Genomic DNA, 20,845 nt, shown 5'->3' on the forward strand with positions numbered 1-20,845 from the left:
TGAGTGGTACATGAGCGAAAGCGTCGAGATGTTTACCGATGGTGCCTGCAAGGGCAACCCTGGCCCAGGCGGCTGGGGCGTCCTTATGATCTACAAGGGCGTCGAGAAGGAACTGTGGGGCGGCGAACGCGAAACCACCAACAACCGCATGGAACTGATGGCTGCGATCCAGGGGCTGATGGCGCTGAAGCGCGAATGCGAGGTGGTGCTGACTACCGACTCGCAGTACGTGATGAAAGGCATCAACGAATGGATGGTCAACTGGAAGAAGCGTGGTTGGAAAACCGCGGCCAAGGAACCGGTGAAGAACGCCGACCTTTGGCAGCAGCTGGACGAGCAGGTCAACCGCCACAAGGTGACCTGGAAGTGGGTGCGTGGCCATATCGGCCACCCCGGCAACGAACGCGCCGACCAGCTGGCCAACCGTGGGGTCGATGAGGTGCGCGCGCAGCGTTGAGCTGGGGTACAATTCCGGCCTTTGTAACTGATGCAAGTTGGAGCGCCCCGCGTGGAGCAGCAGCAAGATAAGCGGTTCGTCATTCTCGATACCGAAACCACGGGTATGCCGGTCAGCGAAGGCCACCGGATCATCGAGATCGGCTGTGTCGAGGTCATCGGCCGGCGCCTGACCGGGCGGCACTTCCACGTATACCTGCAGCCGGACCGCGAGAGTGACGAGGGCGCCATCAACGTCCACGGCATCACCGATGCCTTCCTGGTCGGCAAGCCACGCTTTGGCGATGTCGCCGAGGAGTTCTTCGAGTTCATCCAGGGCGCCACCCTGGTCATCCACAACGCGACGTTCGACGTTGGCTTCATCAACAACGAATTTGCCTTGCTGGGCCAGCAGGACCGCGCGGACATTTCGCAGCACTGCACCATCCTCGACACCCTGCTGCTGGCGCGCTCGCGCCACCCGGGGCAGCGCAACAGCCTGGACGCGCTGTGCAAACGCTACGACATCGACAACTCGGGTCGTGAACTGCACGGCGCATTGCTCGACTCGGAATTGCTGGCTGACGTCTACCTGGCGATGACCGGTGGCCAGACCAGCCTGTCGCTGGCCGGGCATGGGGCCGAAGCCGAGAGTGAAGGGTCGGGTGCTGGTGGCAGCGAGATTCGCCGTATTACCGGGCGGGCGCCCGGGCGGGTGATCATGGCCAGTGCCGAGGAGCTGGAAGCGCATGCCGAGCGTCTGGCGGCCATTGCCAAGTCGGCGGGCGGGCCGTCCATGTGGCAGTCTCTGACCGAGACACCTGCTGGCTGATCTTTCGCCTGTACCGGCTTCTTCGCGGGCGCGCCCGCTCCCACAGGAATTCGACTGGCCTTGAATGCAATGCGGTACCTGTGGGAGCGGGTTCAACCGCGAAGTGGCCAGCACAGGCAATACAAGGCTCAACTACCCTGAAATGGACGACATGTCCTTCGGAGGTAGCCACCTGATGTACAAGGACCTCAAGTTCCCCATCCTCATCGTCCATCGGGCCATCAAGGCCGACAGCGTCGCTGGCGAGCGCGTGCGGGGCATCGCCGAGGAATTGCGCCAGGACGGCTTTGCCATCCTCGCCGCCGCCGACCATGCCGAGGCCTGCCTGGTCGCCGCCACCCACCATGGCCTGGCCTGCATGCTGATTGCCGCCGAGGGCGTCGGCGAGAATACCCACCTGCTGCAGAACATGGCCGAGCTGATCCGCCTGGCTCGCCTGCGCGCCCCCAACCTGCCGATTTTCGCCTTGGGCGAACAGGTGACCCTGGAAAACGCCCCCGCCGAAGCCATGAGCGAGCTCAACCAGCTGCGCGGCATTCTCTACCTGTTCGAAGACACCGTGCCGTTTCTCGCCCGCCAGGTGGCGCGTGCCGCACACGCTTACCTCGACGGCCTGCTGCCACCGTTCTTCAAGGCCCTGGTGCAGCACACCGCGCAGTCCAACTATTCCTGGCACACCCCGGGCCACGGCGGTGGTGTGGCCTACCGCAAAAGCCCGGTGGGCCAGGCCTTTCACCAGTTCTTCGGGGAAAACACCCTGCGCTCGGACCTGTCCGTTTCCGTGCCGGAACTGGGCTCGCTGCTCGATCACACCGGCCCCTTGGCCGAAGCCGAGGCCAGGGCCGCGCGCAACTTCGGTGCCGACCACACCTTCTTCGTCATCAATGGCACCTCCACGGCCAACAAGATCGTCTGGCACGCCATGGTCGGCCGCGACGACCTGGTGCTGGTGGACCGCAACTGCCACAAATCGGTGGTGCACGCGATCATCATGACCGGTGCCATTCCGCTTTACCTGTGCCCCGAGCGCAACGAGCTGGGCATCATCGGCCCTATCCCGCTCAGCGAGTTCAGCCCCGAGGCGATCCAGGCGAAGATCCAGGCCAACCCCCTTGCCCGTGATCGCGGGCAGCGTATCAAGCTGGCGGTGGTGACCAACTCCACCTACGACGGCCTGTGTTACCACGCCGGGCTGATCAAGCAGACCCTGGGCGCGAGTGTCGAGGTGTTGCACTTCGACGAGGCCTGGTTCGCCTATGCGGCGTTCCACGAGTTCTTCACCGGGCGCTATGCCATGGGCACGGCCTGTGCGGCAGACAGCCCGCTGGTGTTCAGCACTCACTCCACCCACAAGCTACTGGCTGCGTTCAGCCAGGCCTCGATGATTCATGTACAGGACGGGGCCAGGCGCCAGCTGGACCGTGACCGCTTCAACGAAGCGTTCATGATGCACATCTCGACATCACCGCAGTACAGCATCCTCGCCTCGCTGGACGCGGCCTCGGCCATGATGGAAGGGCCGGCCGGGCGTTCGCTGCTGCAAGAAATGTTCGACGAGGCGCTGAGCTTTCGCCGTGCCTTGGCCAACCTGCGCGAGCACATCGCCGCCGACGACTGGTGGTTCAGCATCTGGCAGCCGCCGAACGCCGAGGGCATCCACCGCCTGGCAGCGCAGGACTGGCTGCTGCAGCCGGGGGCGGAGTGGCATGGCTTTGGCGAGGTGGCAGACGACTATGTGTTGCTCGACCCGCTGAAGGTGACCCTGGTAATGCCGGGCCTGAGCGCGGGCGGTGCGCTGGGCGAGCATGGCATCCCGGCGGCGGTGGTCAGCAAGTTCCTCTGGGAGCGGGGGCTGGTGGTGGAGAAAACCGGCCTCTACAGCTTCCTGGTGCTGTTCTCCATGGGTATCACCAAGGGCAAGTGGAGTACCTTGCTTACCGAGTTGCTGGAGTTCAAGCGCCACTATGACGGCAATACCGCCCTGAGCAACTGCCTGCCGAGCGTGGTGGCTGCCGATGCCTCACGCTACCAGGGCATGGGCCTGCGCGACCTGTGCGACCAGTTGCATGGCTGCTACCGCGCCAATGCCACGGCCAAGCAGCTGAAGCGGCTGTTCACGCGCTTGCCGGAGGTGGCCGTGAGCCCGGCACGTGCCTATGACCAGATGGTGCGCGGTGAGGTGGAGGCGGTGCCGATCGAGGCGTTGTCGGGACGGGTGGCTGCGGTGATGCTGGTACCGTACCCGCCGGGTATTCCGTTGATCATGCCGGGGGAGCGGTTCACCGAGGCGACCCGCTCGATACTCGATTACCTGGCATTCGCCCGGGCGTTCAACCAGGGCTTCCCTGGGTTTGTCGCCGACGTGCATGGCCTGCAGAACGAAAGTGGCCGCTACACGGTGGACTGCATCAAGGAATGCGAATGATCTCGACGCCGCTGCGCGCCAGTTCGAAGCGGTTTTCACCCAGGTGGTTGACCTTGTCGCCGATGGCCAGGCGATAGGTGGTGATGGGAACGCCCAGCGTGCTGCCGTCGGATTGCAGGGTCGACTCCTGGAACTCGTGCACGGGGTAGATGCGGCCTTCGGCGTCACGGGCATGGAACTGGCCGACCATTACTGCTGCCATTTGGTTGGAAACCTCTGAATTACGTGGGAAATGTCTGCAGGCATAGACCGTGGAACAGCGTCGGAAGTTTTCGCCCTGCGGAAAAAAAACCAAAGCGACGAGGAACGGTCATCTATAACTACAACGTCCCTTTAGCCAGCAGAGGTTGGAAATTGCCATGAGCCAGGTGTATTCGGTAGCGGTGGTCGTCGGTAGCTTGCGCAAGGACTCCTACAACCGCAAGGTCGCCCGCGCACTATCGGAGCTGGCGCCGTCCAGCCTTGCCCTGAAAATCGTCGAGATAGGTGATTTGCCGTTGTACAACGAGGATGTCGAGGCCGAAGCGCCGGACGCGTGGAAGCGTTTTCGCGAAGAGATCCGCCGCAGTGATGCGGTGCTGTTCGTCACCCCGGAGTACAATCGCTCGGTGCCTGGCGGCCTGAAGAATGCCATTGATGTGGGCTCGCGGCCTTACGGGCAAAGCGCCTGGAGTGGCAAGCCGGCGGCGGTGGTCAGTGTGTCGCCGGGGGCCATTGGTGGCTTTGGCGCCAACCATGCCGTGCGCCAGTCGCTGGTGTTTCTGGACATGCCGTGCATGCAGATGCCAGAGGCCTACATTGGCGGCGCGGCGAGCCTGTTCGAGGATTCGGGCAAGCTCAACGACAAGGCCCGGCCGTTCTTGCAGGCGTTCATTGACAAGTTCGCTTCCTGGGTGAAGTTGAACAGGGCGGTTTGAGGCCTGTTCGTTCAGGCGCCGGTCATCGAAGGGGCTGCGCAGCAGCCCCCAGCGGACTAGCGGAAGCTGTAGGAAACCCCGGCATACACGGCAAAGCCTTCGCCCGGCGTCGAGCGGGCGTTGTCTTTGCCGGCATCGTTGTAGCCAGGTGTCACCGTTGCCGCATAACGCTTGTTGGTCAGGTTGCGCAGGTCCAGCCAGGTCTGCCAGTCCTGCTTCGGTGAATCCCAGCCCAGGCGGGCGCCGAGCAAGGCATATTCATCGGCATGGTAACTGTTGGCGTAGTCAACCTGCACCTTCGACGCCATCTGCGTATTCACCCCCGCGTAGAACCCGTTTGGCCAGTCGTAGCGCAACTCGGCCTGATAGTAGTGCATGGGGATACCGGGCAGGCGATTGTCGCCAAACGTGTCGTCGTCGCGATAGTGGAAGTCACTGAAGGTATAAGCCTGACGCAGGCTCAGCTTGCCAGTGCCGGTGCGCTCCCACAGGATGCTGTCGAGGCCGGCTTCCACACCCTGGTGCACGGTGGCGCTGGCGTTGAATTCCTTGGCCGGAGCGCCTTGCACGATTTCCACCGCCAGCAATTCATGGCGAACCTGCGAGTAGTACCAAGCCAGGTCCCAATGCCCCAATGCCGATTCGCCGCGTGTGCCCAATTCCAGTGTGGTGGCCGTCTGGTTTTGCATTTCGATCGGTTGGTTGGGTGTTGGCGAACTCCAGATCAGGGACCACGGATGTGGAGGTTCGACCGAGCGACTCAGGTTGCCGTACACCTGCAGGTCCGGGCTGATGTCATAGCGCAGCCCAAGGCGTGGCGCGTAGTCCCAGTCATGCATGCTCACCTTGCCGCCCTCGGCAGGGAAAGTGACATCACTTTCACGGCGGGTGTAGATCATCGCCAGGCCTGTGGTCAGCCACAGGTCGGGTACCAGTTCCAGGTCATTGCCCACATGCAGCACCGTGTCCGAGCCCTGGTAGGTGAAGTCACGGGTGCGCTCACCGAACACGTCGCCATTGCGGGTGAACTGCGATGCACCGCTGTTGGGCAGGTGCTTGGTGGTGCGCCAGCCGATGGTGGTCTTGCTCTCGTGGCCGAACAAGGTGTCGCGACGGAAGTAGTTCAAGGTGCCGCTGACATCGGTGTAGGCCACCTTCAGGCGCATCGGGCCTTCGCGCAGGTCCATCGGGTAGTCGTGGTAGACCAGGCCGGCTTCCAGGCGCGCATCGTCGTCGAGGTAGAAGGTGGTCTTGTTGCCTGCCCAGGTACTGCCCGGTTGCGGCCGGCTGTCGTCGCGGGCCAGGTAGGCCGGGTTGGCCGCGCGTGGGTGGTGCTTGATCTGCTCCTTGGTCAGGCGCCCGGCCAGCTGGTTCTCGGTTTCCCGGTAGCGCAGGTAGAAGCGGGTTTCCAGGTTCGGGTTGAAGCGGTAGCCGACATTGGCGGCAACGCCCTTGGCACTGCCGCTGCTGTGCGCCTGGTAGCCGTCATATTCCGAATCGGTCAGGGCCACGTAGTAGTCAAGGTTGCCCAGCACCTGCCCCGAGCTGATGTGCCGGTGCTGGTAGCCGCGGCTGCCGACTTCGTAGCGCACCTGCAGCGGGGCGGCGTCGTAGCCTGTGTGGGTGACGTAGTTGATCGCACCACCAAGGGCGAGGGCGCCCTGGTCGAAGCCATTGGCGCCGCGCAGCACATCGGCACGGCTCAGCCACAGCGGCTCGAACAGTTCGTAGGGCGTACCGCCCGGGCCGGTCAGGGGCAGGCCGTCGAACATCGTGTACACCCCGGAACCATGGGCCCCCGGTGCGCGGTTGATGCCCGAACCGCGGATCGACAGCTTGATGCCATCGTTGCCCGCCGACTGGGCGAACACCCCAGGCTGGTAGGCCAGTACGTCCTGGTTGCTGGCCACCCGGCCTTGCCCCACGCGCTGCATGTCCACCAGGTTGCTGGCACCCGGCACTTCGCGCAGGCGTTCGCTGGCTGCACTCAGGTCGTTCTGCTCCTCATCGGTGATCAGCACCTGGCCCAACTCGACCGCAGGTGCCGCCAGGGCGGGCTGGGTGGCCGCAAAAGCAGCCAGCAGGCCGAGGCAGGATGGTAGGGGCAAAACGCAACGCATTGTACGACTCCAGGCGAAAGGCGAATGGACAACGGCGTTGAGACGAGCGAAATGCCGCTTGGAGCACGAAGAAAGTCGGCAAATCTCGTGCAACCTTCGTCAGACGGTTCTGTACGAAAGTTCTTTACAAGCCGCAGCGGTGGAGTAGGGCGGCCCGCGCTTCGTAAGGTGACTGCAGATCGGCAGCGATGCCTCGCTCAATCACCCGTGGAGTTCAAACATGACTGACAACGCACGACACTCGCAGCAACCCCTGGCGGACGCCCCGGTTCGCCTGACGCCACGTGAACGGCAAGTGCTGTTGTGGTGTGCCTACGGCAAGAGCTCGTGGGAGATTGGCCAGATCCTGGCATGCAAGGAATCGACGGTGAATTTCCATGTGTCGAACATCCTGCGCAAGTTCGATGTGCCCACCCGGGTGGCAGCGGTGATCAAGGCCATTCGCTACGGCATGCTAGCCGAGCAGTGAGGGGGGAGCATGGACAACGATCCTCGGTTACCGCGCTTTGCCGATTGCCATGATCCGTTCTGGCCACGGCTGGACCTGGGCAGGCTGCGTGAGCGGCTGAACCTGCGGCGGCCTGTCAGTGAGGCCGCGCTGGAAGTGGCCGCACGCTGCGCCGCCATCGATGCAGCCCGCGAATTCGCGCGCTGGCGCGCGGTGTTGCGAGAACGGGGCTACAAGCGCCTCGAGGATGTGGCCGGGCATGACCAGGGGCGTGCATTGCGGGTGTGCTACATCCGCTTTGTCGAAGCCGCTGTCCTGTATAACCTCGGCTCGACCGCCTACCTGCCCATTGCGCGCCGGAGGGCTGCCCATGGCTGAGGAATCTGTACTCGACAGTTTGACCTCGGCGCTGGTGGTGTTGCTGGGCGTGGATGGCAATGTATTGTTCGCCGCGTTTCTGGGGGCTTTGCTGGTGAGTGCGGCGCGCGATCGGTTGATCACCAACACGGCCAGGCGCCTCACGCTGGGCAAGAAACTGTTGCTGGTGTTCGTGACCGTGGGGGTGGGCCACCTGTTCGAGCCGCTGGTGTCGTCGCTGGCGCCGTTGCTGACCCGTGGCATGGCGGCGTTCGTGGCTGCCGTGGTGGTGATCCCCATCAGCCTCAAGGTGATGGTCTGGCTGGATACGCTCGACCCGCGCGAACTCATCCAGCGCTGGCGCCGCCGGGGCTAGCCGCTGGTGGCGTTGGGCAAGCGACTGGTCAGTGCGCTCAATTGCCGTTCCAGCTGCTGGATGCGTTGTTTGTCCTGAACCAGCAGGAGAACGGCTTGGCGATCGGCAAGCGACAAGGTGCGCAGGCGCGCGAGCATGTCGCATTCCCAGCCTTCTTCGTCCTGGTATGTGCGAGGTCGCTCGGGTTCGCCCAGCAGAAGCCAGTCCAGTGAGCATGCATATTGCCTGGCGACATCTATGCAAAGCGAATACGGAATGCTGTCGCGCACCTTCCAGCTGCTCAACGTTTGCGGGCTGATCGACAGTGCTCTGGACAGCTCGGCATCAGATTCCGTAGCGGTCAGAAGCTTCAGTCTGGCCAAAACCGAAGCAAGTACATTGGTACTCATAACAAATATCCATGACTGGTTTAATGATATTCCATGGGCTTAAACTACTCGTTATGAATACAGCCCTGCGTTTTAAGGAGCATTTCTGCAATGAGAAGCATCAAACTGAAGAATACACCTACATATGCAGCTAATACTGACAAAACTGGACGACCATTCCCACAGAAGGTATGCCTGAACAATGCTTGCAGGTACTTGCCGTGAGTACATACAAGCTGGTTTGCCCGCATTGCCACAGCCGGATGCGTATACGCACCAGTGAAGGGCGTCATATTTTCCTGCGGATCGCTTATTTGCAATGCACCACCGAAGCGTGTGGCTGGTCAGTGCGCGCCGAATTTGAAATGACCCATGAACTCTCGCCCAGCGGCATGCCCAACCCGGAAGTGTACCTGCCTTCGGCCAATGGTGATTTGCGCAAGGCAGCGTTGCCGGGTGCCGGCCAGGACAAGCCCGGTGAATGAGCCTTCATGCTCACGGACAATAAGTGTGCAGATAAAAAAACACCCCGCATGAGCGGGGTGTCTTGTTTTGCCGGGGCAATCAGCCGATCAGTTGCAGGCCCGCTTGCTGGACCATTTCCAGCAGCGGTTGCGGGTACACACCCAGCACGAAGGCGAGAATGGCGATAGCCAGCAGCATGACACCGCCGGTGCGCTGCTCCCACTTCAGCGGGGCGTCGTGGCGACGCAGGTTCGGCTCGACCAGGTACAGGGTGACCATGACGCGCAGGTAGTAGTAAACGCCGATGGCGCTACCGATCACCAGGGCACCGACCAGCCACCACAGGTGCGACTCCACGCCAGTGGCAATGATGTAGAACTTGCCGATGAAGCCGGCGGTCAGCGGGATACCCGCCAGCGACAGCATCATCACGGTCAGTACCGCAGTCAGGTACGGACGGCGCCAGAACAGGCCGCGGTACTCGTACAGCGCATCGGCGTCACGGCCGCCGTAAGGCGAGGACATCAGGGTGATGACGCCGAAGGCGCCCAGGCTGGTGATCACGTAGGTGACCAGGTAAACGCCCATGGCTTCCAGGGCCAGGCCCTTGCTGGCGACCAGGGCGATGACCAGGTAGCCGAAGTGGGCGATGGACGAGTAACCGAGCAGGCGCTTGAGGTTGCTCTGGGTCAGTGCCAGCAGGTTACCGATCAGGATCGAGGCCACGGCAATCACCGCCAGTACGGTGCTCAGCACGCCGCTGCTGGCAGCAGGGGAGAGCATGAACAGGCGCACGACCACGGCGAACACTGCGACCTTGCTGGCAGTGGCCAGGAAGGCGGCGACCGGTGCCGGGGCGCCTTCATACACGTCCGGGGTCCACAGGTGGAACGGTACCAGCGACAGCTTGAAGGCCAGGCCGACCAGCATCATGCCCAGGCCCAGCTGGGCCACCAGGCTTGGCATGCTGGTGGCGGCCAGGGCCTTGCCGATCTGGTCGAAGCTCAGGCTGCCAGCGTCGGCGTACAGCAGGGCCATGCCGAACAACAGGAAGGCCGAGCCTGCGGCCGACAGCACCATGTACTTGATGCCGGCTTCCAGCGAGCGCTTGTTGAAGAAGGCATACGCTACCAGGCCGTAGACCGGTACCGACAGCAGCTCCAGGCCGATGAACAGGCCGGCCAGGTGATTGGCGCTGACCAGCACCAGGCCACCGAGGGCCGACATCAACAGCAGCAGGTACAGTTCTTCACGGTTGCCCGGGAAGCCCTTGGAGCCTTCGCCGAGGTAGGCGTGGGCGAGGGTGACGCAGGCCAGCGTCGCCACCAGGATGATGGCCATGTACAGGCAGGCGAACTTGTCGATGGTGATCAGCGGGGTGACCGCCAGCGGCGCAACCTTCAGCGCCGGCAGGATCGACAGCAGGGCCAGGTTGAGGCCCACGGTGGACAGCAGGAAGGTCTGCGAGTGGTTGCGCTTCCAGGCGATCGCCAGCATCACCACCACCGTGGTGATGGTGGTGATCAGCATCGGCGCCAATGCGATGAAGTGTTGAGTGGTGAATTCCATAGCGCTCTTACCGGGCCGAAGCGAGTTGAGTGAAAGCGGAACCGAGCCACTGCTGCACACCACTCATGGTGGCGGCAGAGGTGTCGAGGAACGGCTGCGGATACACGCCCAGCAGGATCAGCAGTACCGCCAGACCCAGGACCATGATCAGCTCGCGACCGTCCATGCCGGCCAGCACGGAGTCGGTCTTGGCCGGGCCGAAGTAGGCGCGGTGGATCATGATCAGCGAGTACACCGAACCGAACACCAGGCCAGTGGTGGCGATCACGGTGATCCACGGCACGCTGGCGAAGCTGCCGATCAGGATCAGGAACTCGCCGACGAAGTTGCCGGTACCGGGCAGGCCCAGGGAGGCGGCGGCGAAGAACAGGCTGATGGCCGGCAGGTAGGCGATGCGGTGCCACAGGCCACCCATCTGGCGCATGTCACGAGTGTGCAGGCGCTCGTACAGCTGGCCGGCCAGGATGAACAGCGCGGCAGCCGACAGGCCGTGGGCCAGCATCTGGATCACCGCGCCTTGCAGGGCCTGCTGGCTGCCGGAGTAGATACCGATCAGCACGAAGCCCATGTGCGAGACGCTGGAGAAGGCGACCAGGCGCTTGATGTCGGTTTGCGCGAAGGCCAGGAAGGCACCGTAGAAGATACCGATCAGGCCCAGGGTCATGGCGATTGGTGCAAACTCGGCCGAGGCATTCGGGAACAGCGGCAGGGCAAAGCGCAGCAGGCCATAGGCCGCAGTCTTCAGCAAGATACCGGCCAGGTCCACGGAACCTGCGGTCGGTGCCTGGGCGTGGGCGTCAGGCAGCCAGGAGTGGAACGGCACTACCGGCAGCTTCACCGCGAAGGCGATGAAGAAGCCCAGCATCAGCAGGTACTCGGTACCGGCTGGCAGTTCGGCCTTGAGCAGATCGCTGTAGTTGAAGGTGATCACGCCGGTGTTGGTGTAGTTGACCAGCACCAGGCCGAGGATCGCCACCAGCATGATCAGGCCGCTGGCCTGGGTGAAGATGAAGAACTTGGTAGCGGCGTAGATCCGGGTCTTCTTGCCGTCCGCGGAGCTGTGACCCCAGAGCGCGATGAGGAAATACATCGGCACCAGCATCATTTCCCAGAAGAAGAAGAACAGGAACAGGTCCAGGGCCAGGAACACACCGACCACGCCGCCGAGGATCCACATCAGGTTGAGGTGGAAGAAGCCGACGTGGCGCTGGATCTCTTTCCAGGAGCACAGTACCGACAGCACACCGAGCAGGCCGGTGAGCAGGATCATCAGCAGCGACAGGCCGTCGAGGGCCAGGTGGATGCTGATGCCGAAGCGCTGGATCCACTGGACTTTGTATTCCAGGGCCCAGGCAGGCTCGGCGCCCGGAGCGGGGGCCAGGGTGTAGTCGCCGTTACCCCACAGCCACAGGCCGATGCCGAGCAGCAGGGACATGGTCAGCAGCGCGATCCAGCGCGGCAGGGTGGCGCCGAAGCGCTCACCCAGCCAGCACAGGAAGCCGCCGATGAAGGGGATCAGGATCAGCCAAGGCAAAATCATGACGGGTTCGTTTCCTTTTGCAGGGTCGCAAGGTTCGCAAAGTTCATGGTCATACCGCGGCCACTACCACAGCGCCGAGTACCAGCACTGCGCCAACGGCGATCGAAGCGGTGTACCAGCGCAGCTGGCCGGTCTCGGTCTTGCTCATGGCGACGTGGCCGCCGCGAGCCAGGCGAGGGATCAGGCCGATGCTGCGGTCAACCGGATCCTTGCGCAGGATGTGGCTGATCAGCAGGTAAGGTTTGACGAACAGCTTGTCGTAGATCCAGTCGAAGCCCCAGGCAGCGAACCACCAGGCCGACAGGACACGACCGATACCGCTGTTGGCGACGGCGCTGACGAAACGGCGCTTGCCCAGGAACAGCAGGGCCGACAGCAGGATACCGGCGATGGCGATGGCGCCCGAAGTGAGCTCCAGCGCGTGCTTGGCTTCGCCACCGGCGTGGCCGGCGCTTTCAGGCAGTACACCGGCCAGCGGCGGGGTGATCCAGGCGCCGACGAAGGTCGACAGCACGATCAGCACGCCCAGCGGCAGCCAGTGGCTGATGCCGTGGCCAGCGTGGGCTTCGGTCTTGGCTTCGCCGTGGAAGGCGATGAAGATCAGGCGGAAGGTGTACAGCGAGGTCATGAACGCACCGACCAGGCCGGCGTACAGCAGGCCGGTGTTGCCGCTGGCGAAGGCTTCCCAGAGGATCTCGTCCTTGGAGTAGAAGCCCACGGTCACGATCGGCAGGGCAGCCAGGGCAGCACCACCGACCACGAAGCTGGCGTAGGCCAGCGGCAGTTTCTTCCACAGGCCACCCATCTTGAAGATGTCCTGCTCGTGGTGGCAGGCAACGATTACCGCACCGGAGGCAAGGAACAGCAGGGCCTTGAAGAAGGCGTGGGTCATCAGGTGGAAGATCGCCGCGTCCCAGGCGCCAACGCCCAGGGCCAGGAACATGTAGCCGATCTGGCTCATGGTCGAGTAGGCGAGGATACGCTTGATGTCGGTCTGCACCAGCGCGGCGAAGCCGGCCAGTACCAGGGTCACGCCACCGACCACGCCTACCAGGTGCAGGATGTCCGGTGCCAGCAGGAACAGGCCGTTGGTACGGGCGATCAGGTACACGCCCGCGGTCACCATGGTTGCCGCGTGGATCAGCGCGGAGACCGGAGTCGGGCCGGCCATCGCGTCGGCCAGCCAGGTCTGCAGTGGCAGCTGGGCCGATTTACCGACCGCACCACCCAGCAGCATCAGCGTAGCCAGCACCATCCAGGTGTCGCCAGCCTGGAACTTCTGCGGTGCCAGCACCAGCAGTTCCTGCACGTTCAGGGTACCCAGCTGGACGAACAGGATGAACAGGCCGATGGCCATGAACACGTCGCCGATACGAGTGACGATGAACGCCTTGAGTGCCGCGTTACCGTTGTTGCGGTTGCTGTAGTAGAAACCGATCAACAGGTACGAGCACAGGCCCACGCCTTCCCAGCCGAAGTAGATGAACAGCAGGTTGTCGCCCAGCACCAGGAACAGCATGCTGGCGATGAACAGGTTGGTGTACGCGAAGAATCGCGAGTAGCCCGCTTCGCCACGCATGTACCAGGACGCGAACAGGTGGATCAGGAAGCCGACACCGGTGACCACGCCGAGCATGGTGACCGACAGGCCGTCCAGGTACAGGGTGAAGTTCGGCGCGAAGCCGTCCACCGACATCCACTGCCACAGCAGCTGGCTGTACGCGCCGCCTTCAGGCGGGGCGACGTTGAATTGCCAGATGACGTAAGCGGCGGTGGCGGCCGAAAGGCCTACCGAGCCGACGCCGATCAGGGCCGACAGGTTCTCCGAGAACCGCCCGCGCGAGAACGACAGCAGCAGGAAGCCGACGAGGGGGAAGACGAAAGTCAGGAAGAGAAGGTTCATCCGCGCATCTCACTGGCAGCATCGATGTCGAGAGTGTGGAAGCGGCGATACAGCTGCAGCAGGATGGCCAGGCCAATACTGGCCTCGGCGGCTGCCAGGCTGATCACCAGAATGAACATCACCTGGCCGTCGGGCTGGACCCAACGGGCACCGGCGACGACGAACGCCAGGGCAGAGGCGTTCATCATGACTTCCAGGCTCATGAGCACGAAGAGGATGTTGCGGCGGACCATCAGGCCAACCAGACCTAAGCAGAACAGGATGCCGGCGACCGCCAGACCATGCTCGAGAGGGATAGCACCCATGATTTACTCCTTCGCCTCGTTGCGGCCCAAGTGGAAGGCGGTGACGGCCGCGGCCAGCAGCAGCATCGACGCCAGTTCGACCACCAGCAGGTACGGGCCGAACAGGCTGATGCCGACTGCTTTCGGGCCCACGGTGGTACCGCTGATGGCGGCGCCGCTCGGGGCGACGAACAGCACGTACAGCAGCTCCAGCAGCAGCAGGGCGGCGAGGATCACAGGCCCGGCCCAGATACCGGGCTTGAGCCAGCCCCGTTCCTGGGCGACCGATGCCGGCCCGAGGTTGAGCATCATCACCACGAACACGAACAGCACCATGATGGCGCCGGCGTAGGCGATCACTTCCAGGGCGCCGGCGAACGGCGCACCCAGGGCGAAGAAGATCATGGCCACGGAAATCAGCGAAATGATCAGGTAAAGCAAGGCGTGCACGGGGTTGGTGCCGGTCACCACCCGAAGGGTGGAGACCACGGCGATCCCGGATGCGAAGTAGAAAGCGAATTCCATCTTTCTGTCCTTATGGGAGCAAGCTCTTCACGTTGATCGGCTCGGCTTCGTTCTGTGCAGAGCCCTTCGGCTTGCCAGCGATCGCCATACCGGCAACACGGTAGAAGTTGTAGTCAGGGTTCTTGCCGGGGCCGGAGATCAGCAGATCTTCTTTCTCGTAAACCAGGTCCTGACGCTTGAACTCGGCCATTTCGAAATCCGGAGTCAGCTGGATCGCGGTGGTCGGGCACGCTTCTTCACACAGGCCGCAGAAGATGCAGCGCGAGAAGTTGATGCGGAAGAACTCCGGGTACCAGCGGCCGTCCTCGGTCTCGGCCTTCTGCAGCGAGATGCAGCCGACCGGGCAGGCCACCGCGCAGAGGTTGCACGCTACGCAGCGCTCCTCGCCATCGGGGTCGCGGGTGAGGACGATGCGGCCGCGGTAGCGCGGCGGCAGGTACACGGGCTCTTCGGGGTACTGCAGGGTGTCGCGCTTGCGGAACCCGTGGGAGAACACCATTGCCAGGCTGCGCAGCTGGGTGCCGGTGCCCTTAACGATGTCGCCGATATACTTGAACATGGGTCAAATCCTCACTGGGCCGCGACGGCTGGCGTGTTGTAGAGCACGATCGCAGCGGTCACCAGCAAATTGATCAGGGTCAGCGGCAGGCAGAACTTCCAGCTGAAGTCCATCACCTGGTCATAGCGTGGGCGCGGGATCGAGGCGCGCAGCAGGATGAACAGCATGATGAAGAACGCGGTCTTCAGTGCGAACCACAGGAACGACAGTTGCGGCAGGATGCCGAACGGGCCGTGCCAGCCGCCGAAGAACAGGGTTACCAGCAGCGCCGAGATGAGGATGATGCCGATGTACTCACCGACGAAGAACATGCCCCATTTCATGCCGGCATACTCGATGTGGTAGCCGTCGGCCAGTTCCTGTTCCGCTTCTGGCTGGTCGAACGGGTGACGGTGAGTCACGGCGACGCCAGCGATGAAGAAGGTGCAGAAGCCGAAGAACTGCGGAATGATGAACCACAGGTTCTGCGCCTGGTATTCAACGATGTCGCGCATGTTGAACGAGCCCACCTGTACCACCACGCCCATCAGCGCCAGGCCCAGGAACACTTCGTACGACACGGTCTGTGCCGAGGCACGCAAGCTGCCCAGCAGGGCGTACTTGTTGTTCGACGACCAGCCGGCGAACAGCACCGCGTAGACCGACAGGCCGGCCATGGCGAAGAAGAACAGCAGGCCGATGTTCAGGTCGGCAACGCCCCAGGTCGGGGTGATCGGGATGACCACGAAGGCGATCAGCAGGGCGCTCATGGCCACTACCGGTGCCAGGGTGAAGATCACACGGTCGACGAAGGGTGGGTTCCAGTCTTCCTTGAAGAACATCTTCAGCATGTCGGCAGCGATCTGGAACATGCCGTAAGGGCCGACGCGGTTCGGACCGTAACGGTCCTGCCACCAGCCCAGCAGGCGACGCTCGACGAAGCTGAGCAGCGCGCCGCAGACCACCACCGCCAGCAGGACCACGATGGCCCGCAGCACGGTGAGGATCACATCGATCACTTCGGGGGTGAACCAGCTCATTGTGCTGCCTCCTGCAGACCTTCGACGGATGCACCGAAGATGGCAGGCGGAATGCCAGCCAGGCCTTTCGGCAACGCGACCAGGCCGGCGCCCAGCTCTTCATTGATACGCAGTGGCAGGCGCAGGGCCACACCGCCCACGTTCAGGCTCAGCAGGGCACCGTCGTTGACGCCCAGGCGGTCGGCTTCGGACTTGGCCAGGGCCACATAGGCTGCCGGGATGCGCTCTTGCACCGGGGCGGCGCGCGAGGAGCTTTCTTCGCTGCCGAACAGGTGGAAGAACGGCACTGCAGTCCAGGTGCCACGGGCCGGGTTGAAGGCGCCCGGAATGGCGTTGAACCAGTGCAGGCGGTCGCCTTGCGATTCGATCAGACGTACGCCTGGGTCACCGGCACGCAGGTGGCCACCGACCTCGTCCTGGAACTTGTTCCAGGCTTGCGGCGAGTTCCAGCCCGGCGACCAGGCGAACGGCACTTGCTGGCGCGGTTCGGCCGAGCCCGAGTAGCCTTCCATGGAGAAGGCGAACGCGGTGTCCTTGTCTTGCGGGGTGCGCGGCTCGTGCACGCTGATGTTGGCGCGCATGGCGGTACGGCCGGAATAGCGCAGCGGCTCACGGGCCAGTTTCAAGCCCTTGATGCGGAACGCGGCGCCTGGCGCAGCGTTGACGATGCCGGCCAGTTGCGGGACGGCTTCGGCGCAGGCGCTGGTGACGTGGTCCAGCTGGGTCCAGTCGACCGGCTTGTTCAGCAGGGTGGCGCGCAGGGCGTGCATCCAGCGCCAGCCTTCGTGGATCTGGATGCTGCTGTCCAGGTACTGCGGGTCGAACACCTGGAAGAAGCGCTGGGCACGGCCTTCCTGGCTGACCAGGGTACCGTCGCCTTCGGCGAACGAGGCAGCTGGCAGCACCAGGTGGGCGCGGTCGACAGTCGGCGTTTTCGAGTGGTCGGCAACGATCACTACCTTGGCCGCGGCCAGGGCAGCGTCGACCTTGGCGGCCGGTACGCGGGTGTACAGGTCGTTTTCCAGCACGACGATGGCATCGGCCTTGCCGCTGATGACCGCGTCCAGCGCGGCATCGACCGACTCGCCACCGAGCATGGCCATGCCGAGGCTGTTGGCTTCAGGCACCACCAGGCTCAGCGAGCCGTTCTTCTCGCGCAGCTTCAGCGCCTTGGCGATGTTGGCGGCGGCTTCGATCAGTGCCGGGTCGGCCAGCGAGGTACCGGCTACGACCAGTGGGCGCTTGGCGGCGACCAGGGCGTCGGCAATGCGCTGGGCCAGGGCTTGCGCTTCGGCGTCCAGGCCTTCGACGGCTGGGGCGCTCGGGTCGATGGCGTGGGCCACGGCGAAACCGATGCGGGCCAGGTCGGCCGGGGCGGCGTGCACGCATTCTTCGGCGACGTCGTCCAGCTTGGTTTCAGCCAGCGAAGCGATGAACAGCGGGTACAGCGCGTGCTGGCCGATGTTCTTCACGGCGGCGTCGAGCCACGGCTGCACTTTCATCGCTTCGGCCATGGCCTCGGCCTTGCCCTTGGTGGCCTGGCGCACGGCCAGGGCGACGCGGGCAGCGGTCTGGGTCAGGTCTTCACCGAGCACGAAGACGGCGTCGTGGTCTTCGATGTCGCGCAGGGTCGGAACCGGCAGCGGGCTGTTGTTCAGCACGTTCAGGGCCAGGCGTACGCGGGCCAGTTCGCCGGCTTCCATACCCGAGTAGAAGTACTCGGCACCGACCAGCTCACGCAGGCCGTAGTTGCTTTCCAGGCTGGCGCGTGGCGAACCGATACCAACGATGGTGCGGCCGCGCAGCAGGTCGGCGGCCTTGTCCAGGGCGGCGTCCAGGCCCAGCTTGGTGCCGTCGGCCAGGTGTGGCTGGCGTGGGCGATCCTTGCGGTTGACGTAGCCATAGCCGAAGCGGCCGCGGTCGCACAGGAAGTACTGGTTGACCGAACCGTTGAAGCGGTTTTCGACCCGGCGCAGTTCGCCGTAGCGCTCGCCCGGGCTGATGTTGCAGCCGCTGGAGCAGCCGTGGCAGATGCTCGGGGCGAACTGCATGTCCCACTTGCGGTTGTAGCGCTCGGAGTGGGTCTTGTCGGTGAACACGCCGGTCGGGCAGACCTCGGTCAGGTTGCCGGAGAATTCGCTTTCCAGCACGCCGTCTTCGACGCGGCCGAAGTACACGTTGTCGTGGGCGCCGTACACGCCCAGGTCGGTACCACCGGCATAGTCCTTGTAGTAGCGCACGCAGCGGTAGCAGGCGATGCAGCGGTTCATCTCATGGGCGATGAACGGGCCGAGGTCCTGGTTCTGGTGGGTACGCTTGGTGAAACGGTAGCGGCGCTCGTTGTGGCCGGTCATTACCGTCATGTCCTGCAGGTGGCAGTGACCGCCTTCCTCGCACACCGGGCAGTCGTGCGGGTGGTTGGTCATCAGCCATTCGACGACGCTGGCGCGGAACGCCTTGGATTCTTCATCGTCGATGGAGATCCAGGTGCCGTCGGAGGCAGGGGTCATGCAGGACATGACGATACGACCGCGGGTGTCGTTCTCGTCGGTGTACTGCTTGACCGCGCACTGCCGGCAGGCACCAACGCTACCAAGCGCCGGGTGCCAGCAGAAATAAGGGATGTCGAGGCCGAGCGACAGACAGGCCTGTAACAGGTTGTCTGCACCGTTGACTTCGAGCGCTTTGCCGTCTACGTGGATAGTGGCCATTGTTCAAAGTTCTTCGTTGGCCCGCGTGAGCGGGCGTGGCTAATGGAAATCGTAGAGCTTGCGACACGCCACGATTTCTCGGGCCTGCCGGCAAGCTGGCGAGTGGCACGGACCACCCGCCTAATCATCTTGTTATGCGCCGACCACGATCGGCTTCGCCAGATTTGGACGCAGTGCATCGCCAGCACTTGCTGGGGCGACACCCGCCTCGAACTCCGAGCGGAAGTATTTGATGGCACTGCCCAGCGGCTCGACGGCACCTGGTGCGTGAGCACAGAAGGTACGGCCAGGACCGAGGAAGTTGACCAGGCCCAGCAGCGTCTCGATGTCTTCGGCGCGGCCCTGGCCTTTTTCCAGTGCGCGCAGCATCTTCACGCTCCACGGCAGGCCGTCACGGCATGGAGTGCACCAGCCGCACGACTCGCGGGCGAAGAACTCTTCCATGTTGCGCAGCAGCGAAACCATGTTGATGCTGTCGTCCACCGCCATGGCCAGACCAGTACCCATACGGGTGCCGACCTTGGCGATGCCACCGGCGTACATCTGCGCGTCGAGGTGCTCGGGCAGCAGGAAACCGGTACCGGCGCCGCCTGGCTGCCAGCACTTGAGCTTGAAGCCGTCGCGCATGCCGCCGGCGTAGTCTTCGAACAGTTCACGGGCGGTGACGCCGAATGGCAGTTCCCACAGGCCCGGGTTCTTCACCTTGCCGGAGAAGCCCATCAGCTTGGTGCCGTGGTCTTCACTGCCTTCGCGGGCCAGCGACTTGTACCAGTCGTTGCCGTTGGCGACGATGGCCGGGACGTTGCACAGGGTTTCGACGTTGTTCACGCACGTCGGCTTGCCCCACACACCAACGGCAGCAGGGAAGGGCGGCTTGGAGCGTGGGTTGGCGCGGCGGCCTTCCAGCGAGTTGATCAGTGCGGTTTCTTCACCGCAGATGTAGCGGCCGGCACCGGTGTGCACGAACAGCTCGAAATCGAAACCGCTGCCGAGGATGTTCTTGCCCAGCAGGCCGGCGGCCTTGGCTTCCTCGATGGCGCGGTTGAGGTTCTTCGCTGCGGTGGTGTATTCGCCACGCAGGAAGATGTAGCCACGGTAGGCCTTCAGGGCGCGGGCGCTGATCAGCATGCCCTCGACCAGCAGATGGGGCTGTTGCTCCATCAGCATGCGGTCCTTCCAGGTGTTCGGCTCCATTTCGTCCGCGTTGCACAGCAGGTAGCGGATGTTCATGGATTCGTCTTTGGGCATCAGGCCCCACTTCACGCCAGTGGGGAAGCCTGCGCCACCGCGGCCCTTGAGGCCGGAGTCCTTGACGCTTTGCACGATGTCGTCGGCCGACATCTGCGCCAGTGCCTTGCGGGCGGCAGCGTAGCCGTTCTTCGATTCGTACTCGGCAAGCCATACCGGCTCGCCGTCGTCACGCAGGCGCCAGGTCAGCGGGTGGGTTTCGGCCGTGCGCGCGATGCGGTTGGCCGGGCCGAAGGAAGTAATGGTCATACGTAACCCTCCAGCAGTTTGGAAACGCCAGCCGGCTGCACGTCACCGAAGGTGTCGTCGTCGATCATCAGCGCCGGGGCCTTGTCGCAGTTGCCCAGGCAGCACACCGGCAGCAGGGTGAAACGCCCGTCCGCGGTGGTCTGGCCGAGGCCGATGCCCAGCTCGCTCTGGATCTGGCTGACCACCGATTCATGGCCGCCGATGTAGCAGACCATGCTGTCGCACACACGGATGATGTGGCGGCCGACCGGCTGACGGAAGATCTGGCTGTAGAAAGTGGCGACACCTTCGACGTCGCTGGCCGGAATGCCCAGCACTTCACCGATGGCGTGGATGGCGCCGTCCGGCACCCAGCCACGTTCCTTCTGGACGATCTTCAGGGCTTCGATGGACGCCGCGCGCGGGTCCTCGTAGTGATGCATTTCGTGCTCGATGGCCGAGCGCTCGGTTTCGCTCAGGGCGAAACGGTCTGTCTGGATAAGCGTGCTGTTCATG

Annotated in this window: 21 protein-coding genes; 8 read left to right on the top strand and 13 right to left on the bottom strand. The window is 63.6% G+C overall.

All coding sequences use genetic code 11. The features are described from left to right. The first annotated feature begins 10 nt into the window (after nt 1-10). The 3 genes from rnhA to J5M71_RS06770 all read left to right on the top strand — a co-directional run bounded on the left by rnhA (nt 11) and on the right by J5M71_RS06770 (nt 3,692). Nucleotides 11-457, top strand: a complete 447-nt coding sequence (gene rnhA, locus J5M71_RS06760; RefSeq protein ID WP_016711609.1) for a ribonuclease HI — start codon at nt 11-13, stop codon at nt 455-457. Nucleotides 458-508: 51 nt separating this feature from the next. Then, entirely contained in the window at nt 509-1,267 is a 759-nt protein-coding gene (dnaQ, locus tag J5M71_RS06765; RefSeq protein WP_207831009.1) for a DNA polymerase III subunit epsilon, read from the top strand. Nucleotides 1,268-1,442: 175 nt separating this feature from the next. Further along, nucleotides 1,443-3,692 (top strand): Orn/Lys/Arg decarboxylase N-terminal domain-containing protein, encoded by a 2,250-nt coding sequence (locus tag J5M71_RS06770; protein WP_207831278.1) that lies wholly within the window; start codon nt 1,443-1,445, stop codon nt 3,690-3,692. Here the strand turns inward: J5M71_RS06770 and J5M71_RS06775 are convergent. After that, nucleotides 3,676-3,894, bottom strand: a complete 219-nt coding sequence (locus J5M71_RS06775; protein WP_207831012.1) for a hypothetical protein — start codon at nt 3,892-3,894, stop codon at nt 3,676-3,678. The two genes, J5M71_RS06770 and J5M71_RS06775, sit on opposite strands and share 17 nt — an antisense overlap. Nucleotides 3,895-4,051: 157 nt before the next feature. Here J5M71_RS06775 and J5M71_RS06780 point away from each other — a divergent pair, with 157 nt between their 5' ends. Next, a complete protein-coding gene (locus tag J5M71_RS06780) occupies nt 4,052-4,609 on the top strand; it encodes an NAD(P)H-dependent oxidoreductase (RefSeq protein ID WP_207831015.1) in 558 nt (185 codons plus the stop codon). Between the two features lie 56 nt (nt 4,610-4,665). Here J5M71_RS06780 and J5M71_RS06785 read toward each other — a convergent pair whose 3' ends face one another. Continuing rightward, nucleotides 4,666-6,729, bottom strand: a complete 2,064-nt coding sequence (locus J5M71_RS06785) for a TonB-dependent receptor (RefSeq protein ID WP_207831017.1) — start codon at nt 6,727-6,729, stop codon at nt 4,666-4,668. A 220-nt stretch (nt 6,730-6,949) separates the two neighbouring features. On the opposite strand from J5M71_RS06785, the gene J5M71_RS06790 reads away from it, so the two are divergent. The 3 genes from J5M71_RS06790 to J5M71_RS06800 are packed head-to-tail and all read left to right on the top strand — an operon-like array spanning nt 6,950 to nt 7,910. Then, nucleotides 6,950-7,198, top strand: a complete 249-nt coding sequence (locus J5M71_RS06790) for a helix-turn-helix transcriptional regulator (protein WP_063912679.1) — start codon at nt 6,950-6,952, stop codon at nt 7,196-7,198. 9 nt (nt 7,199-7,207) lie between these two features. Next, nucleotides 7,208-7,555, top strand: coding sequence for a head completion/stabilization protein (locus J5M71_RS06795; RefSeq protein WP_207831019.1), 348 nt, complete (start codon nt 7,208-7,210; stop codon nt 7,553-7,555). After that, the gene (locus tag J5M71_RS06800) at nt 7,548-7,910 is read left to right on the top strand and encodes a hypothetical protein (RefSeq protein ID WP_207831020.1); all 363 of its coding nucleotides are present in this window, start codon (nt 7,548-7,550) and stop codon (nt 7,908-7,910) included. The genes J5M71_RS06795 and J5M71_RS06800 overlap by 8 nt, the downstream gene beginning before the upstream one ends. On the opposite strand, the gene J5M71_RS06805 is transcribed toward J5M71_RS06800, so the two are convergent. After that, nucleotides 7,907-8,299 carry a helix-turn-helix domain-containing protein gene (locus tag J5M71_RS06805; protein ID WP_207831022.1) on the bottom strand — a complete coding sequence of 131 codons (393 nt, stop codon included), beginning with the start codon at nt 8,297-8,299 and terminating at the stop codon, nt 7,907-7,909. The genes J5M71_RS06800 and J5M71_RS06805 overlap by 4 nt on opposite strands. A gap of 200 nt (nt 8,300-8,499) precedes the next feature. Here J5M71_RS06805 and J5M71_RS06810 point away from each other — a divergent pair, with 200 nt between their 5' ends. Further along, nucleotides 8,500-8,763 (top strand): ogr/Delta-like zinc finger family protein, encoded by a 264-nt coding sequence (locus J5M71_RS06810; RefSeq protein WP_207831280.1) that lies wholly within the window; start codon nt 8,500-8,502, stop codon nt 8,761-8,763. 79 nt (nt 8,764-8,842) lie between these two features. On the opposite strand, the gene nuoN is transcribed toward J5M71_RS06810, so the two are convergent. The 10 genes from nuoN to nuoE all read right to left on the bottom strand — a co-directional run bounded on the left by nuoN (nt 8,843) and on the right by nuoE (nt 20,844). Further along, nucleotides 8,843-10,312, bottom strand: coding sequence for an NADH-quinone oxidoreductase subunit NuoN (gene nuoN, locus J5M71_RS06815; protein ID WP_025339926.1), 1,470 nt, complete (start codon nt 10,310-10,312; stop codon nt 8,843-8,845). Nucleotides 10,313-10,319: 7 nt separating this feature from the next. Further along, on the bottom strand, nt 10,320-11,852 hold the full coding sequence (gene nuoM, locus J5M71_RS06820; protein WP_207831024.1) for an NADH-quinone oxidoreductase subunit M: 1,533 nt from the start codon (nt 11,850-11,852) through the stop codon (nt 10,320-10,322). Between the two features lie 49 nt (nt 11,853-11,901). Then, entirely contained in the window at nt 11,902-13,755 is a 1,854-nt protein-coding gene (nuoL, locus tag J5M71_RS06825; RefSeq protein WP_025339925.1) for an NADH-quinone oxidoreductase subunit L, read from the bottom strand. After that, nucleotides 13,752-14,060 (bottom strand): NADH-quinone oxidoreductase subunit NuoK, encoded by a 309-nt coding sequence (gene nuoK, locus J5M71_RS06830; RefSeq protein ID WP_003251446.1) that lies wholly within the window; start codon nt 14,058-14,060, stop codon nt 13,752-13,754. The genes nuoL and nuoK overlap by 4 nt, the downstream gene beginning before the upstream one ends. 3 nt (nt 14,061-14,063) lie before the next feature. After that, on the bottom strand, nt 14,064-14,564 hold the full coding sequence (gene nuoJ / locus J5M71_RS06835) for an NADH-quinone oxidoreductase subunit J (protein WP_063912672.1): 501 nt from the start codon (nt 14,562-14,564) through the stop codon (nt 14,064-14,066). Between the two features lie 10 nt (nt 14,565-14,574). Next, nucleotides 14,575-15,123 carry an NADH-quinone oxidoreductase subunit NuoI gene (gene nuoI / locus J5M71_RS06840; RefSeq protein ID WP_003251442.1) on the bottom strand — a complete coding sequence of 183 codons (549 nt, stop codon included), beginning with the start codon at nt 15,121-15,123 and terminating at the stop codon, nt 14,575-14,577. 11 nt (nt 15,124-15,134) lie between these two features. Next, on the bottom strand, nt 15,135-16,142 hold the full coding sequence (gene nuoH / locus J5M71_RS06845) for an NADH-quinone oxidoreductase subunit NuoH (protein WP_063912671.1): 1,008 nt from the start codon (nt 16,140-16,142) through the stop codon (nt 15,135-15,137). Then, on the bottom strand, nt 16,139-18,853 hold the full coding sequence (gene nuoG, locus J5M71_RS06850; RefSeq protein WP_207831026.1) for an NADH-quinone oxidoreductase subunit NuoG: 2,715 nt from the start codon (nt 18,851-18,853) through the stop codon (nt 16,139-16,141). The genes nuoH and nuoG overlap by 4 nt, the downstream gene beginning before the upstream one ends. Before the next feature lie 132 nt (nt 18,854-18,985). Next, nucleotides 18,986-20,350 (bottom strand): NADH-quinone oxidoreductase subunit NuoF, encoded by a 1,365-nt coding sequence (gene nuoF, locus J5M71_RS06855; RefSeq protein WP_207831027.1) that lies wholly within the window; start codon nt 20,348-20,350, stop codon nt 18,986-18,988. Continuing rightward, nucleotides 20,347-20,844, bottom strand: coding sequence for an NADH-quinone oxidoreductase subunit NuoE (gene nuoE / locus J5M71_RS06860; RefSeq protein WP_003251433.1), 498 nt, complete (start codon nt 20,842-20,844; stop codon nt 20,347-20,349). The genes nuoF and nuoE overlap by 4 nt, the downstream gene beginning before the upstream one ends. Between the last annotated feature and the right edge of the window lies 1 nt (nt 20,845).

Origin of the sequence: Pseudomonas sp. 43(2021), assembly GCF_017490805.1 — a bacterium.
Classification (GTDB): domain Bacteria; phylum Pseudomonadota; class Gammaproteobacteria; order Pseudomonadales; family Pseudomonadaceae; genus Aquipseudomonas.